Genomic DNA, 13,103 nt, shown 5'->3' on the forward strand with positions numbered 1-13,103 from the left:
GACCGGCGTTGGCCACACGAGGATGCAAGGGCTCAGAGCTCAGAGCTCAGAGCTCAGAGCTCAGGCAACCGTATGGTCATCCCGTACAGCCGGGTGGTCTGCATGTCGCTCTGGTTGTCGTCAGTGACCATGAGGACCTTCAGACGACCGTCCGGGGTGGTCCCGGTGATCGTCATTCCCTCGATGTTGCCGAGCAGGGGGTTGGCCTGCGACTGCTTGTTCGTGGCTCCGAGTGGCGGGCAGTTGACCATGTCGACCAGCAGGGTCTTGTCCATCAGGGCAACATCGTCCTGGCCGGACAGGTTCTCGACGTGGGTGACGTCGTCCGCTTCGCGCGGGTCGGCGAGATAGACCCGGATGATATTGCCGACGCTCTTGTCGAAACCTCGCTCCAGAACGAGGAGCCTGCCGTCACCGGACGCGCAGATGTCCGACAGCAACAGGCCCCCGTCGCGCTCGTAGCCCCACTGCACGCCGATCCGGAACTCGTCGCCGGTCGTCTCGCGTTCCCACGCCTGGAAACGCACGTAGCTGCTCTCGTCACCCCTCAGCGCGCCCTCCATCGACGCCACCAGGGTGAGACCGCCGGGCTGCATGGCGAGGCCCTCGAAGGTCTCGTTGACCACGGCCCGGCCTGCGGGCGCGATGAGGAGGCTGTCCGGCACCGGCAGCCTGTCGATGAACTTTCCCTCCGGGGTGTAGCGACGAACGGCCGGTTCCTCGGAGGCGATCAGGAGCGTGCCGTCCTCATCGAAGACCAAGGCCTCGAAGTCCGTCTCCTTCCCGTTCTCGTCGTACAGCGCCACGACTTCGACGGGCTCGTGGGTGGCGGCGTCCAGGTGGAAGAGCAAGGAGCGGTCCGCGAGGGCGGCTATGCGTCCCTCCGGGCTGACCGCCAGGGCCGACATGTTGCCGACGAACTTCTCCTCGAAAAAGGTCTTGTCGAGGGCATCGGAGAACCAGTCGACAACCGCCCAGGCGGAGCAGGCGTTCGGCTCCGAACCCGCAGAGAATTTGGTCATCGTAAACCCCTTCGCAACTTTCCTCCCGGAGCCCTGACGCACCTTCCGGACGGCTCGGCCGGCCATGGAGCGATCCCGCCACGGCTGGAGTGATCATGGCGTCGGAACCCTACTGGATGGCCTCGTTCACCGGACCGCGTCAACGACAGGCCGACAGGCCGGTGACGATGCCAACCCGCATGCTTTCGCGTGCTCGCGACTGGCGCCGCAGTCATGATGGCCCTCTCTGTCGGGCGCTTGACCGCGACGAAGGAGCCAGTAAGCGAGCGTCGACCGGACGCTCCCGCCACACCCAACTGGCCGCCCGCTCACTGAGGACTGGAACGAACCACCGGGTGCCCCAACCGAGGTCAGCAGTTCGTCAATCTGCTCCGGCGATGTCTCCGCTACGAACTCGATCAGTGGGGGCGTCATGACCGAGTCCGATTACGGGCTGATCCACGCGTTCGGACCGGTCATGCTGCGAGGGTTACCGATACCAGTCGCCGCCGCTCGTGAGAGAACGGTGCAGATAGTCCTCCAGTTCCCGGGCTGCCCACAGCCTGCTGTCGTCCTCGTGATCCCAGACGAAGATGTCCGGACGGTCAGGCGTCAGCACAAAGGCGAACTGGTCACCTCCGCCGTTGTCGCCGAAGAACAGCAGGGGGTCAAAGGGCATGTACAGGCCCGGGAAAGCATCGGGGGACCAGAACAGCAGGTTCTGTTTCACGATCCGGTCCAGGGACCAGACGACGTCCTTCCCGTAGGCGCCGACTACCCCGTCGGTCTCCAGCAGCAGAGCTGCCAGCTGCGCCGGCAGGCCTCTGCCGAGCCGCTGCTCCGCCTCAGCGAGAGCGGTCCCGTCCACGGGCGGTCGAAATCTGACGTTGGGCAGAGCCCCTGCAGCAGCAGCTTTCCACACGAGCGCAGCCTAATCGGCAGGACCAGCGACCCCGAGCGCAGGCACCCTCTAGAGGCGAAATACGGCGGCCCCCACCAGCAGTTGACCGCCATCGGCCCGATGCGGCCGACTGACGTACCCGGCAGGGCTCAGGTACGACGTAGTCCGGGCCTTCACCCCTTCCAAACTGGTGGCATGCACACGTGCGGCAGCCTCCCCCGGCGGGACCGCCGTCCGGATGAGCCGCCCGCAGGGGAATCGTGTCGGAGGTCTGGTCTAGGTTTGGGGCCGTGCACGACAGCCGTTCCGGCGCCGGGGCGTCCCGCGAGCCTGACCTGCCGCCGTACCAGGTAGTCCTGGCAGAGACTGATTGGGCTTCGCTCGAGACCGCTTTCGGGAACGGTGAGGACCTTCCCACCATTCTGGCGCGGCTGTTGGAGCCCGATCCCAAGGTCCAGGTCACCGCTTTGTCGGAGCTGGGTGAGATGGTCAACCACCAGAGCACCATCTACGAGGCCACCGCCCCCGTGGCCATGTATGTCGCCGGCATCCTCACCCACCCGGCGGCTACGACCCCGCGGCCCTATCGCAACGTCCCCATCCGCGCGGCGCTGTTGAACTGGCTGGCTTCCACGTCCTACGACGCCTCAGACGAGATCGCCGGCCGCATCGAGCAGTGGTTCCCCGGCTTCCTCACCCCCGGCACCACCATGGCGGCCTTCCGGGACCTGCGGCCGGTGCTCTACCGGGCGGTCGCGCCCTTCCTGCAGGACAGCCACGAGGACGTGCGCGAAGCAGCCGTCATCGCCGCGCTCGTCCTCGCCGAGCACCCCGCACTCGCCGAGCACCGTGATCACCTCGCCGTGCACGCGCGCCGCGTCCTGGACACCAGCGGCCACGACCCCAACCGTCGCTTCGCCCGGAGGGTCCTCGAAGCATGGGGTCACGACGTCCCCAGCCCCGAACCCTTCCGGGAGGAGCCCTGGGACCAGGGACCGCACAACGACGGCCGCGGCGATCTCGAACCGCCCTTCTGACCGCTACGCGCGACTGCCGCGGCCCGCGGAGGGCAACCCACGGCGGAACGCGGCATCAGATGTCGCACCCGCGGGAAACGATCAAGGATCGCCTACGATCCAGCCATGAGCGCTCTGGCCGGATATCGGGCGATGTGGTCGAACCTGCGGCGTCGGGACCCCGTTCTGCTGTCCCCTGCCGTGCTGACCGCGGTCATCGGGGTCCTGGCGGTCCTCACCCCCCAGGACGTCCCCTTCACCCGGCTGCTGCCGGCGGCGCCCGCGCTCGCCGCGTCGGTCTGGTCCGTGCGGGCGACACTCACCCTCGGGATGATCTGCCTGCTCCCCGTGATCGGCTACGCCCTCGCCTTCTCCGACATGTCCGCCCTGTACACCGCGGGCGCGATCGGCGCCGTCACTCTGGCCGCGGCCTACGCCAGCCATCTGCGCCTGCAGCGCGAACACACCCTCGCCCAGGTCCGCGCCGTCGCAGACGCGACGCAGGAGGTCCTTCTCAGGCCTGTGCCGCGGCGCGTCGGGAATCTGGAGATCGCCATCTTCTATCTCGCCGCGGCGCCCCAGGCCCGCATCGGCGGCGACTTCTACGCCGCGGCCGACACGCCCCACGGTCTGCGCCTCATCCTCGGGGACGTCCGCGGCAAGGGCCTGCCCGCCGTCGGCGTCTCGGCCGCGCTCCTCGGCTCCTTCCACGAGGCGGCCTACGACGCCCCGGACCTGGCGCACCTCGCGGAGCGCCTGGAGACCACCATCGCCCGGTACACCGCCGCGGTGCCCGCGGAGGACGACTGCGAACGCTTCGCCACCGCCGTCATCGTGGAGATCCCGCCGGGCGCCGACCATGCCCGCGTGCTCAGTTGCGGGCATCTCCGGCCCTGCTGGTGCACGACGGCCGCACCCGGGCCATCGAGCCCGCCGTCCCCTCACCGCCGGTCAACCTGGCGGCACTTCTGGGCTCCGGCTACCACGTGGACCGCGTCCCCCTCGCCGTCGGCGACCTGCTGCTGCTCTACACCGACGGCGTCAGCGAGACCCGCGACCCGGACGGCGCCTTCTTCCCGCTCGCCGACTGGACCCGGCAGGCCGCCACCACGTCACCGGCCGGGTTCCTGGAACTGCTCCACCAGGCCCTCCTCCGGCACGGCGACGGCAGCCTCAACGACGACATCGCCTGCGTCGCCATCCGGAAGACCGCCGCGAAGACCTCCGTAACGACCGCCGCAAAAGCCGCCACGAAGGCACCGTGAGGCCCCGCGCTCCACCCACCGCCGGGTATTTCCTAGTGACTTGATGGGAAAACGTTGACGGCGCTCCGTCAGGCTGCGCAGGATGAGAGACGTGCCCCAGACGCCCATGGACGTTGAGACCGCCGCGCCGTCCGACTCCGCGCCGCAGGCGGAACCGGAGCGGGAACCGACCGGGCCGGGCCGGACGCACTGGCTGCGCGTGGCCCGTGAGACGGCGGACGACCTGGCCACGGACGCGGTCGCCAGGGACCAGGCGGCCAAGCCCCCGTTCGACGAGGTGTCCCGGCTGCGCGAGTCGGGGCTGCTGTCGCTGCTGGTACCCGCCGGGTCCGGCGGAGGGGGCGCGGACTGGGCAACGGCGTACGCCGTCGTCCGGGAGATCGCGGCGGCCGACGCCGCCGTCGCCCAGCTGCTCGGCACCCACTACTTCGTGTCGTGGAGCGCACGCCTCCTCACCGGTCCCTCCGCCGCCGCGGAGCTGGAACGGCGCTCCGCGGCGGAGCAGTGGTGCTGGGGCGGCGGATTCGCGCGGCAGGATCCGCCGCTGATCCTGGCCAGGACCGCGGGCGGCCAGCGGCTGGAGGGGCGGCAGAGCTACGTCACGGGCGTTCTCGTCGCCGACCGCATCGCCGTACGCGCCGTGCGGGCCGGCACCGGCGAACCGCTCGCCGTCGCCGTCGATCCCGCCCGGCACGGGGTCGCGGTCGACGCGCAGGACGACCCGTTCGGCCAGCGCCTCGCGGCTGGAGGCGGCGTGGAGTTCGCCTCCGTGGCCGTCACCGCCGACGACGTGCTCGGTTCGCTGTCCGCCGAAGAGGACGTCCTGTCCCCCATGGCCTCGCTGGCCTCGCCGCTCGGGCGTCTGATGTCGGTGCAGCTGCGGCTCGGCCTGGCCGAGGGCGTGCTCGCCGAGGCCCGCGAGTACAGCAGGGCGGGCCGGCGGCCGTGGCAGCCGGAGTGGCCGGCCGGATCGCCCCAGGACCCCCATGTGCTGGCCGCGTACGGCGAGCTGACCGTCCTCACCCGCTCCGCCTCCGCGCTCGCCGGTCAGGCGCTGGAGGCGTTGCAGGGCGGCCTCGCGCGCGGTGACGACCTCGGCTACGAGGAGTGCGCGGAGATCTCGGCGCTCGCGGCCGTGGCCGAGGTCGCGGCGTCCACGGCCGTACGGGAGAGCACGACGCGCGCCCTGGACGTCATCGGCCCCCGCTCCGCGTCCGCGCGTCTGGGCCTGGACCGCTTCTGGCGCAACGCGCGCGCCCACACCCTGTACGAGCCCGTCGCCCCCCGCCTCCGCGACGTCGGGGACTACTACCTCAACGGCACGCACCCGCCGTTCACGTTGCCGGTGTGACCCGCGGCCCACGCCACCGGCACCCGACGGGATAATGCGCCCATGCGGATCTCAGCCAGGGCGGACTACGCGGTACGCGCCGCGCTGCAGCTCGCCGCGTCCGCGGAGGCGGCGCCGGTGAAGGCCGAGGCCATAGCCGCCGCCCAGGACATCCCGCACAAGTTCCTCGAGGGCATCCTCAACGAGCTGCGCCGTGCCGGTCTCGTCGTCAGCCGGCGGGGCGGCAACGGCGGCTACCGCCTGGCCGGGCCCGCCGCGTCGATCAGCATCGCCGACGTCATCCGGGCCGTCGACGGACCGCTCGTCTCGGTCCGCGGGGTCCGCCCCCCGGACCTGGCGTACACCGGTCCCGCGGAGTCGCTGCTGCCGCTGTGGATCGCGCTGCGGTCCAACGTGCGCGAGATCCTGGAAGGTGTGTCCCTCGCCGACGTCGCGGGGGCCGAACTGCCGCGCGGTGTCCTGGCGCTGACGGAGCCCCCGAGCGCCTGGACGAACCCCTGACCACGCACGGGACGGACGTGTGCGCGCCGTGCGGGACGGCTCGCCGTGGGCCGGGAACGGCGGGCCGCGGCGGCGGGCGACGTATCGTTGTCGATCTCTTCGACGGGAGCCGCCATGAGCACGCCGCAGGACCTGATGATCGTCAGCATGGACGTGGCCTCGAGCCCGCCCGTCGAGCCGGGCGATCTCTCGCTCGCGCTCGCCGGGGCCGAGGTGATCGACCTGCTGGGTGCGCGGGCCGTCACCCTGGACGGTGACCGCCTGGTCCCGGTGGCCGGGCCGGTGACCGGTGACCATCTGCTGGACCAGGCGGCGTCCGCGCTCGCCGACCAGGCGCCGTACGAGTCGGTCGAGGACTGGCTGTGGCGCAGGGGCCGCAACCTCTCCTCGGTCTACCGCGCCGGGCTGCGGGCGACCGGTCTGACCGCCGTGAACAGCCCCCGCTGGCGGCCCTGGGTCACCGGTGAGCCGGTGCTGCTGGACTCCCCCGAGCGCGGGGCGGCGCTCGCCCGCTGGACGTCCGGGGAGCCGGTCCTGTCGGCCCTGGCCGCCGCCGCCGGGATCTCCGGGGAGCGGGGCGAGGGCGCGCCGTCGGCCGGTGAGGTCACGGACGACGCCGTGGCGACCGTGCTTGCGGCGGTCCACGACGCCGTCGAGGAGCTGCAGTCGGTGCGGCAGCGCAAGGACGTCGAGCAGGCGGCCTTCGACAACATCTGGCGGGCCTGAGCGAGCCCGGCGCCGGCGGGCTCGGGTGGGCGGGCCGGGGCCGCGGCGCGGGCGACCGTCCCGTGGTGCACGTCCTGCTCGAAGAGCTGTGCCCGGTGACGATCCGCCGCCGGGGGCGCCCCGGAGTCCTCGGGTGCGGGGTCGTCCTGCCCTTGCCGCGGCCCGCCCGGCGGTCAGGCGGGGGCGGTGTTCCGGTCGTTAAGGGAGTGCGCGATGCTGCCGAGCAGCGGTGGCACGTCGTCGAGGCCGGTGACCGCCTCGATGAAGGCCAGGCGGCCGGAGGTCCGCGCGGCCCGGTCGAGCGCCGCGTCGAGTTCCCGCCCGGTGCGGACGGTGGCGACCAGCGGGTCACGGACACCGAGGGCGGCGGGGACGGCGGGCCAGTCCCAGGCGGCGATGTCGTTGTAGGCGGCGCGGGCGCCGTGGATGACCCGCTCGACGGTGTAGCCCCGGTTGTTGACGAGGACGATCACGGGTGCGAGGCCGTGCCGCCCGAAGGTGCCCAGTTCCTGCACCGTCATCTGGGCCGAGCCGTCGCCGATGAGCAGCACGCCGCGGCGTGAGCGGTCGGCCAGCTGGGCGCCCAGCAGCGCGGGCAGGGTGTAGCCGATCGAACCCCACAGGGGCTGCCCGAGGAAGCGCGTGCCGGCCGGCAGCCGCCGCGTGGCCATGCCGTAGTACGCGGTGCCCTGGTCGGCCGCGACGACGTCACCGGGCCGCACAGCGGCGGCCACGGCGTTCCACAGGCGGTCCTGCGTGAGCGGGCCGTCCTCCGCGGGCGCCCCGGCGGTGGGGAAGGTCCGGTGGGGCGTGGGCGGCGTCTCCCGGTCCGCGACGAGTTCGGCGAGCACGGCCAGCCCCGCGCGCAACGGCACGTCGGGGAAGACCAGGCCGTCGACACTGGCGCTGTGGGGGCCGAGTCCGATGCCGGCCGCGGTGTCGAAGCCGTGGGTGAGTCCGCCGCTGGTGGTGTCGGCGAGGACGACTCCGGCCCTGATCAGCAGGTCCGCGTCGTCCACGAGCGCGCGGACCACGGGGTCGCTGAAGGCTCCCGAGTACACGCCGAGGTGGAGCGGGTTCCCCTCGTCCAGGAGGTCCTTGCCGGAGACGGGCGTGGCGTGCGGCAGGGGCCCGGCGGCCAGCAGGCGGGTGAGTTCGGCGCGTGCCCCGAAGCGGTCGACGAGGAAGTCCGCCAGGACGGTGACCGTTCCGGCCCGCTCCAGCCGTGCCCGCGCGGCCCGGGTGAACGCGGCCAGGCCGGTGCCGTCGCCCGCGGCCGAGGAGCGCGACGGGCGCGCCGGGGCGGCCGGGGCGGCCGGGGCGGTGACGGGGGCCGACCCGACGTCCGAGGGGAGCCGCAGGTAGGCGGGGCGGCTGTCGCGGGCGGCGGTGCCGAGGACCCGGTCGATGGTGTCCGCCGCGGTGCCGGGACGCAGGGTGGCGTGCGCGCAGACGACCTCCGCGTGGGCGCGGGCGAACCGCTCGAAGTCGGCGTCGCCGAAGGTGTGGTGCAGTACGGCTCCGCTGCGTTCGGCGGCCCGCGCGGGACCGACCGCGACGTGGAGCAGCGGGACGTACTCGGCGTAGCTGCCGGCCACCGCGTTGATCGCGCTGAGTTCGCCCACCCCGTACGTCGTCAGCAGCGCCCCGAAGCCGGCGATCCTGGCGTACCCGTCGGCCGCGTACGCGGCCCCCAGTTCGTTGGCGGTGCCCACCCAGGTCATGCGGGGGTGGGCGAGGACGCGGTCGAGGAACGCGAGGTTGTAGTCGCCGGGGACGCCGAAGACGTGGGAGACGCCGAGGTCGGCGAGCCGGTCCAGCAGGTGGTCGGCCACGGTGGCCGGGGGGTCGTCTGTCATCCGTATCGCCTCCGCAGTGCCGGGAATCCCCTTCCAGCGTTTCTCCGCGGGACGTCCGCCGGGCCCACCGAAAGCGAGAATTCCGTCGCCGCCACCCTGTGGAATCCGCAAATCCGCAGGTCACACCCAGTGCGGCAGAACGCGTACCGGACTTATGGTGGGAAACAGCCGATCGTTGCGGAAACGCGTGGAAAAACGAGCCGCGAGAAAGCGGAGAAGGCGGTGAACGGCCATGACGGCTGCCTCCCCGCCCGCCCCGTCCCCGCAGGAGGACTGGCGGGACCTGGCGGCGTTGTGCACGGCGGTCCGTGCGGAGCTGCCCCAGCTGACCGCGGGCATCACCGACCGCATCCGCGAGGAGATCCCGGACTACCACCTCGTACCGCGCTCCGAGCACGAGGCGGGCGTCCTCCAGCAGTGCGAGGGGCTGCTCAGCGGCCTGGTCACCCGCCGGGGCCCGTCCCCCGAGGAGTGCCGGCACGTCAGGGCGCTGGGGCGTGAGCGGGCCCGCGAGGGGCTCCCGCTGCAGTCCCTGATCGCCGCCTTCCACGTCGGCTACCGGGAGATCTGGAACATCCTGCTCTCCCGCGCCGGAGCGGACGACGAGGACGGTCCGGGGCGGCAGCTGGTCCGTCTCGTCGGCACCGTGTGGACCTGGGTGGAGCAGATCACCGGTGCCGCGGCGGAGGCGTACAACGACGCGCTGCGGGCCCAGGACGCCGTCCAACTCGGCCTGACCTACCGCTTCTTCCAGGGCCTGTACGCCCGCTCGCCCGAAGAGCCGGACATGGCACAGCTGGCGCGCGCTCTCGGCTACGCCCCGGCCGGGGCCTTCCGGGCGGTGTGCGCCCCGGCGTGGACCGACGAGCAGCTCACGGAGCTGCGCGGCCGCCTCAACCGCCGTACGGGCACCGCCCGGTGCGCCAACCGGGGCGCCTCCATGGTGGCCGTCGTGCAGGGCATGCCCGCCGGCACGGTGATCGACGCCATGCGCGACCTGGTCCCGCGGCTGCCGATCGGCACCGGTCTCGAGCGCCGGGGCCTGCCCGGCGCGGCCGCCACCATCCTCGACGCCCAGGCGGCGCTCGCGCTGGCCGGGACCGGCGGGCCGGCCGTCCCCTTCGACGGCGCGTGGCTGGCGGCGACGCTGTTCCCGCAGGCCGACAGGCTGGCGCCACTGCTGGAACCTGCCGTCGGGCCCGCCGCGTCGCATCCCGAACTGGCCCTGACCGTACGCGGTTTCGCCGACAACGGCTTCTCCCTCAGCGCGACGGGCCGGGCGCTGCACCTGCACCCCAACACCGTGAAGTACCGCCTCAACCGCTGGCGGGAGCTGACCGGTTGGGATGTGCACACCTGGCCCGGACTGTCCGCGAGCCTGCTGGGACTGGGACTTGCGCAGGCGGGGGCGTTCGGCCCGCACGACCGGGGTTGAGAAAGTGCCAACTCGCTGAGAACGGGGCGGTTCCGGACGATGGGGGCAAAGAATCGGTACCATCCGGCAGCAACATCCGATACACGAGAAAGCGGCTGTCGTGTCCCACAACACAACCATTCAGGACCGGTATGCGACGCGTCTCGCAGAGGACCTGGAGAGCAACGCCAAGGAACAGGAAGCGGTCCGGGAGCAGGTGGCGGAGCTCCAGGCCCGTCTGACCCGGCTCGAGGACGAGCGGGCCTGGCTGACCAGGCTGGAGGGCACCGTGGCGACCGGTGGACCGGACGCCACCGCTCGCGAGGAACCGGCGGAGGAGGAACCGGCGGAGGAGGTGCCGGTCGTGGCAGCGCCTGTCGTGGAGGCGCCGGCCGCCGTCGCGGCCCGCGCGCCTCAGGAGGGCAAGGCCCGGGCCGTGCCACGCCCGCGCGCGCGGAAGCCCGCCGCGGGGGCCAAGTCCCGGAAGGCCGGCAAGAAGGCGGCGCCGGCCGAAGAGAAGGAGAAGCCGACCCTGCGCGGCCTCGTCGCGGACGTCCTCGCCGACGACAACGAACCGCGCATGGTCAGTGAGTTCGTCGACGCGCTGGCCAAGCGGCACCCGGACCGCTCCGCACCGACCGCCCCCGTCGTGCGCAACGCCCTCGAGGCGCTGGTCGCGAAGGGGCTCGCCGAACGGTCCCGCCGCCAGGGCAGTGTCTTCTACACCCCCGTCACGCCGTCGGCCGGCACCGCCGGTGACGGTGCGGGCGCGGCAGCGTCCGAAGCCGGGGAACCGGTCGCGGCGAAGGCCTGACCGGACGCCGTGGCAGGGGCACGCCTCTGCCACGGCGAAGTGGCTGCCGCGTCACGGGCGGCGCGGCCACCCCGGCCGTGCGGGGCGGTCAGGTGGCGACGTTCTTCAGCGCCGCGCCGAGCGCCTTGAGGTCCAGGCCCTCGAGGTGGTCGAGGAAGTGCCGGCGTACCGACGACAGGTTCGTCCGCCACGCCTCCCGCAGCCGGGCGAGGCCGGCGTCGGTGAGGACCGCGTTCCAGCCGCGGGCGTCCTGCGTGCACTTGACGCGCTGGACGAGCCCCTCGTTCTCCAGCCGGTGGACGACACGCGTCATCCCGCTCACCGACAGTTCGCAGGCCCGCGCGAGGTCGCTCATGCGCATCTGCCGCTCGGGCACCTCGGAGAGGTACATCAGGGCCAGGTACTCGATGAGCGGGAGCCGCTGCTCGCGGACCAGGTCAGTGTCCAGGGCGCGGGGCAGGGCGTAGATGACACGGCTCAGCGACCGGACGACCGACTCCTCGTCCGGGGTGAGCGGCACCATCGCCTCGGGGGCCGCTTCCTGCCGCGGCATGACGTCTGACATGCCTCTACTTTACTTGCGCCGCGAAGGATGTGAACGCTTCCTAACAAGGGAACCGGAATCTTCATGGATCTGAGATCATGAAGCGTTTCATCCCGCTTTCACCGGCACCGGGCGGTCGCGGTAGCTCTCCAGCAGCCGAAGCCAGACCTCGCTGATCGTGGGGAAGGCGGGCACGGCGTGCCAGAGCCTGTCGATCGGTGTCGCCCCGGTGACGGCGACGGTGGCGGAGTGGAGCAGCTCTGCGACGCCGGGGCCGGCGAAGGTGGCCCCGACGACGGTGCCGCGGTCCTCGTCGACGATCATGCGGGCCCGGCCGCGGTAGCCGACGGCGTACTGGTGGGTGCCCGCGAGGCGGGAGAGGTCGTGGTCGACGACCGTGACCCGCCGCCCGGTGCGCTCGGCCTCACGTGCGGTCAGGCCGACAGTGGCGATCTCGGGGTGGGTGAAGACGACCTGGGGGACGGCGACGGTGTCGGCGGTCGCGGTGTGGGCACCCCACGTGGTGCCGTCGATCGCCTCGCCCCTTGCGCGGGCGGCGATGGCGGCGCCGGCGATCCGGGCCTGGTACTTGCCCTGGTGGGTCAGCAGGGCGCGGTTGTTGACGTCGCCCACGGCGTAGAGCCAGTCCCCCGCCACCGCGCTCACACGGCAGTCGTCGTCCACGTGCAGCCAGTCCCCCGGGGTGAGGCCGACGGTCTCCAGGCCCACGTCCAGGGTCTGCGGGGTGCGGCCGGTGGCGAAGAGGATCTCGTCCGCCACCAGTTCCGCACCGTCGGCGAGGGTGACGCGCACCTCGCCGTCCGTACGGGTCACCGAGGCCACGGAGGCCCCGAACCGGAGCTCTGCGCCGGCTTCGCGCAGGTGGTCGGCGACCAGGTCGCCGGCGAACGGCTCCATCCCCCGCAGCAGCCCGCCCTCGCCGCGGACCAGCATGGTCACCCGGGAGCCGAGGCCCTGCCAGGCGGTGGCCATCTCGACGGCCACCACTCCCCCGCCGACCACGACCAGCCGCCCGGGCACCGCGTCGGCGGTCGTCGCCTCGCGGCTCGTCCACGGACGGACGGCGTCGAGACCGGGCAGGTCCGGCACCGCCGCTCCCGTGCCGGTGCAGACCGCCACCGCGTGCCGGGCGGTCAGCTCGACACCGTCCCCCTCGGGTGTGCGCACGGCGACCGTGCGGGGACCGGCGAGCCGGCCGTGGCCGCGGACCAGGTCGACGCCCACCGACTCCAGCCAGGCGACCTGGTCCTCGTCCTTCCAATACGCGGCCATCGCGTCGCGGTGCGCGAGGACCGCGGCGGCGTCCAGCGGACCGGCCACCGCGCGGTCCAGCCCGGGCACGCGCAGCGCGTCGGCCCGTGCCACCACCGGTCGCAGCAGTGCCTTGCTCGGCTCGCAGGCCCAGTACGAGCACTCGCCGCCGAGCAGGTCGCGTTCGACTATCACGGCGCTGAGCCCCGCCGCCGCGGCGCGGTCGGCGACGTTCTCGCCGACGGGGCCGCCGCCGATGACCACCACGTCGTAGGTGCGGCGTGCCGGCTGGGTGTCCGTCGTGTCCATCGTTTCTCCTGTCGTTCTGTCTTCGTTCGGCCACGGGGTGCCGCCTGCCGCGACGGGCTCGCGGCCACGCGGCGGGGGCCCACGCGGCGGGGGCCGGCGTTCCCGTGTGGGAGCAGATGCTCGTATCATG

At 72.6% G+C, this 13,103-nt stretch carries 11 protein-coding genes and 1 pseudogene; 7 read left to right on the forward strand and 5 right to left on the reverse strand.

The window, feature by feature from the left end; translation table 11 throughout:
* Window positions 1–53: 53 nt before the first annotated feature.
* A complete protein-coding gene (locus CHF15_RS36355) occupies window positions 54–1,022 on the reverse strand; it encodes an esterase-like activity of phytase family protein (protein WP_089228195.1) in 969 nt (322 codons plus the stop codon).
* Between the two features lie 469 nt (window positions 1,023–1,491).
* Window positions 1,492–1,869: an SMI1/KNR4 family protein gene (locus CHF15_RS36360; RefSeq protein WP_245939230.1), complete on the reverse strand. Its 378-nt coding sequence runs from the start codon at window positions 1,867–1,869 to the stop codon at window positions 1,492–1,494.
* A 323-nt stretch (window positions 1,870–2,192) separates the two neighbouring features.
* Here CHF15_RS36360 and CHF15_RS36365 point away from each other — a divergent pair, with 323 nt between their 5' ends.
* The 5 genes and pseudogenes from CHF15_RS36365 (at window position 2,193) to CHF15_RS36385 (ending at window position 6,761) form a co-directional block, all read left to right on the forward strand.
* Window positions 2,193–2,939 (forward strand): hypothetical protein, encoded by a 747-nt coding sequence (locus CHF15_RS36365; RefSeq protein ID WP_089228197.1) that lies wholly within the window; start codon window positions 2,193–2,195, stop codon window positions 2,937–2,939.
* A 357-nt stretch (window positions 2,940–3,296) separates the two neighbouring features.
* Window positions 3,297–4,183: pseudogene (locus tag CHF15_RS36370) on the forward strand (PP2C family protein-serine/threonine phosphatase).
* Window positions 4,184–4,289: 106 nt separating this feature from the next.
* Complete coding sequence (locus CHF15_RS36375; protein ID WP_089228198.1) at window positions 4,290–5,534, forward strand: acyl-CoA dehydrogenase family protein; 1,245 nt, start codon at window positions 4,290–4,292, stop codon at window positions 5,532–5,534.
* Window positions 5,535–5,576: 42 nt separating this feature from the next.
* Window positions 5,577–6,035 carry an RrF2 family transcriptional regulator gene (locus CHF15_RS36380; RefSeq protein WP_089228199.1) on the forward strand — a complete coding sequence of 153 codons (459 nt, stop codon included), beginning with the start codon at window positions 5,577–5,579 and terminating at the stop codon, window positions 6,033–6,035.
* Between the two features lie 114 nt (window positions 6,036–6,149).
* Window positions 6,150–6,761: a GOLPH3/VPS74 family protein gene (locus CHF15_RS36385; RefSeq protein ID WP_089228200.1), complete on the forward strand. Its 612-nt coding sequence runs from the start codon at window positions 6,150–6,152 to the stop codon at window positions 6,759–6,761.
* Between the two features lie 173 nt (window positions 6,762–6,934).
* Here CHF15_RS36385 and CHF15_RS36390 read toward each other — a convergent pair whose 3' ends face one another.
* Window positions 6,935–8,620, reverse strand: coding sequence for an alpha-keto acid decarboxylase family protein (locus CHF15_RS36390; protein ID WP_089228201.1), 1,686 nt, complete (start codon window positions 8,618–8,620; stop codon window positions 6,935–6,937).
* A 232-nt stretch (window positions 8,621–8,852) separates the two neighbouring features.
* Between CHF15_RS36390 and CHF15_RS36395 the strand changes: the two genes are divergently transcribed.
* Entirely contained in the window at window positions 8,853–10,055 is a 1,203-nt protein-coding gene (locus tag CHF15_RS36395; RefSeq protein ID WP_089228202.1) for a PucR family transcriptional regulator, read from the forward strand.
* A gap of 100 nt (window positions 10,056–10,155) precedes the next feature.
* Window positions 10,156–10,848, forward strand: a complete 693-nt coding sequence (locus CHF15_RS36400) for a hypothetical protein (RefSeq protein ID WP_089228203.1) — start codon at window positions 10,156–10,158, stop codon at window positions 10,846–10,848.
* Between the two features lie 88 nt (window positions 10,849–10,936).
* Here CHF15_RS36400 and CHF15_RS36405 read toward each other — a convergent pair whose 3' ends face one another.
* Window positions 10,937–11,413, reverse strand: a complete 477-nt coding sequence (locus tag CHF15_RS36405) for a MarR family winged helix-turn-helix transcriptional regulator (RefSeq protein WP_245939231.1) — start codon at window positions 11,411–11,413, stop codon at window positions 10,937–10,939.
* Window positions 11,414–11,500: 87 nt separating this feature from the next.
* Window positions 11,501–12,973 carry a dihydrolipoyl dehydrogenase family protein gene (locus CHF15_RS36410; protein ID WP_089228205.1) on the reverse strand — a complete coding sequence of 491 codons (1,473 nt, stop codon included), beginning with the start codon at window positions 12,971–12,973 and terminating at the stop codon, window positions 11,501–11,503.
* Between the last annotated feature and the right edge of the window lie 130 nt (window positions 12,974–13,103).

The organism is Actinacidiphila glaucinigra (genome assembly GCF_900188405.1).
Lineage (GTDB): Bacteria > Actinomycetota > Actinomycetes > Streptomycetales > Streptomycetaceae > Actinacidiphila > Actinacidiphila glaucinigra.

Bases quoted from the DNA above. Each gene is read 5' to 3' on its own strand.
- CHF15_RS36355 (WP_089228195.1), bottom strand. From the start codon at position 1,022: ATGACCAAATTCTCTGCGGGTTCGGAGCCGAACGCCTGCTCCGCCTGG.
- CHF15_RS36375 (WP_089228198.1), top strand. From the start codon at position 4,290: ATGGACGTTGAGACCGCCGCGCCGTCCGACTCCGCGCCGCAGGCGGAA.
- CHF15_RS36380 (WP_089228199.1), top strand. From the start codon at position 5,577: ATGCGGATCTCAGCCAGGGCGGACTACGCGGTACGCGCCGCGCTGCAG.
- CHF15_RS36385 (WP_089228200.1), top strand. From the start codon at position 6,150: ATGAGCACGCCGCAGGACCTGATGATCGTCAGCATGGACGTGGCCTCG.
- CHF15_RS36390 (WP_089228201.1), bottom strand. From the start codon at position 8,620: ATGACAGACGACCCCCCGGCCACCGTGGCCGACCACCTGCTGGACCGG.
- CHF15_RS36395 (WP_089228202.1), top strand. From the start codon at position 8,853: ATGACGGCTGCCTCCCCGCCCGCCCCGTCCCCGCAGGAGGACTGGCGG.
- CHF15_RS36405 (WP_245939231.1), bottom strand. From the start codon at position 11,413: ATGTCAGACGTCATGCCGCGGCAGGAAGCGGCCCCCGAGGCGATGGTG.
- CHF15_RS36410 (WP_089228205.1), bottom strand. From the start codon at position 12,973: ATGGACACGACGGACACCCAGCCGGCACGCCGCACCTACGACGTGGTG.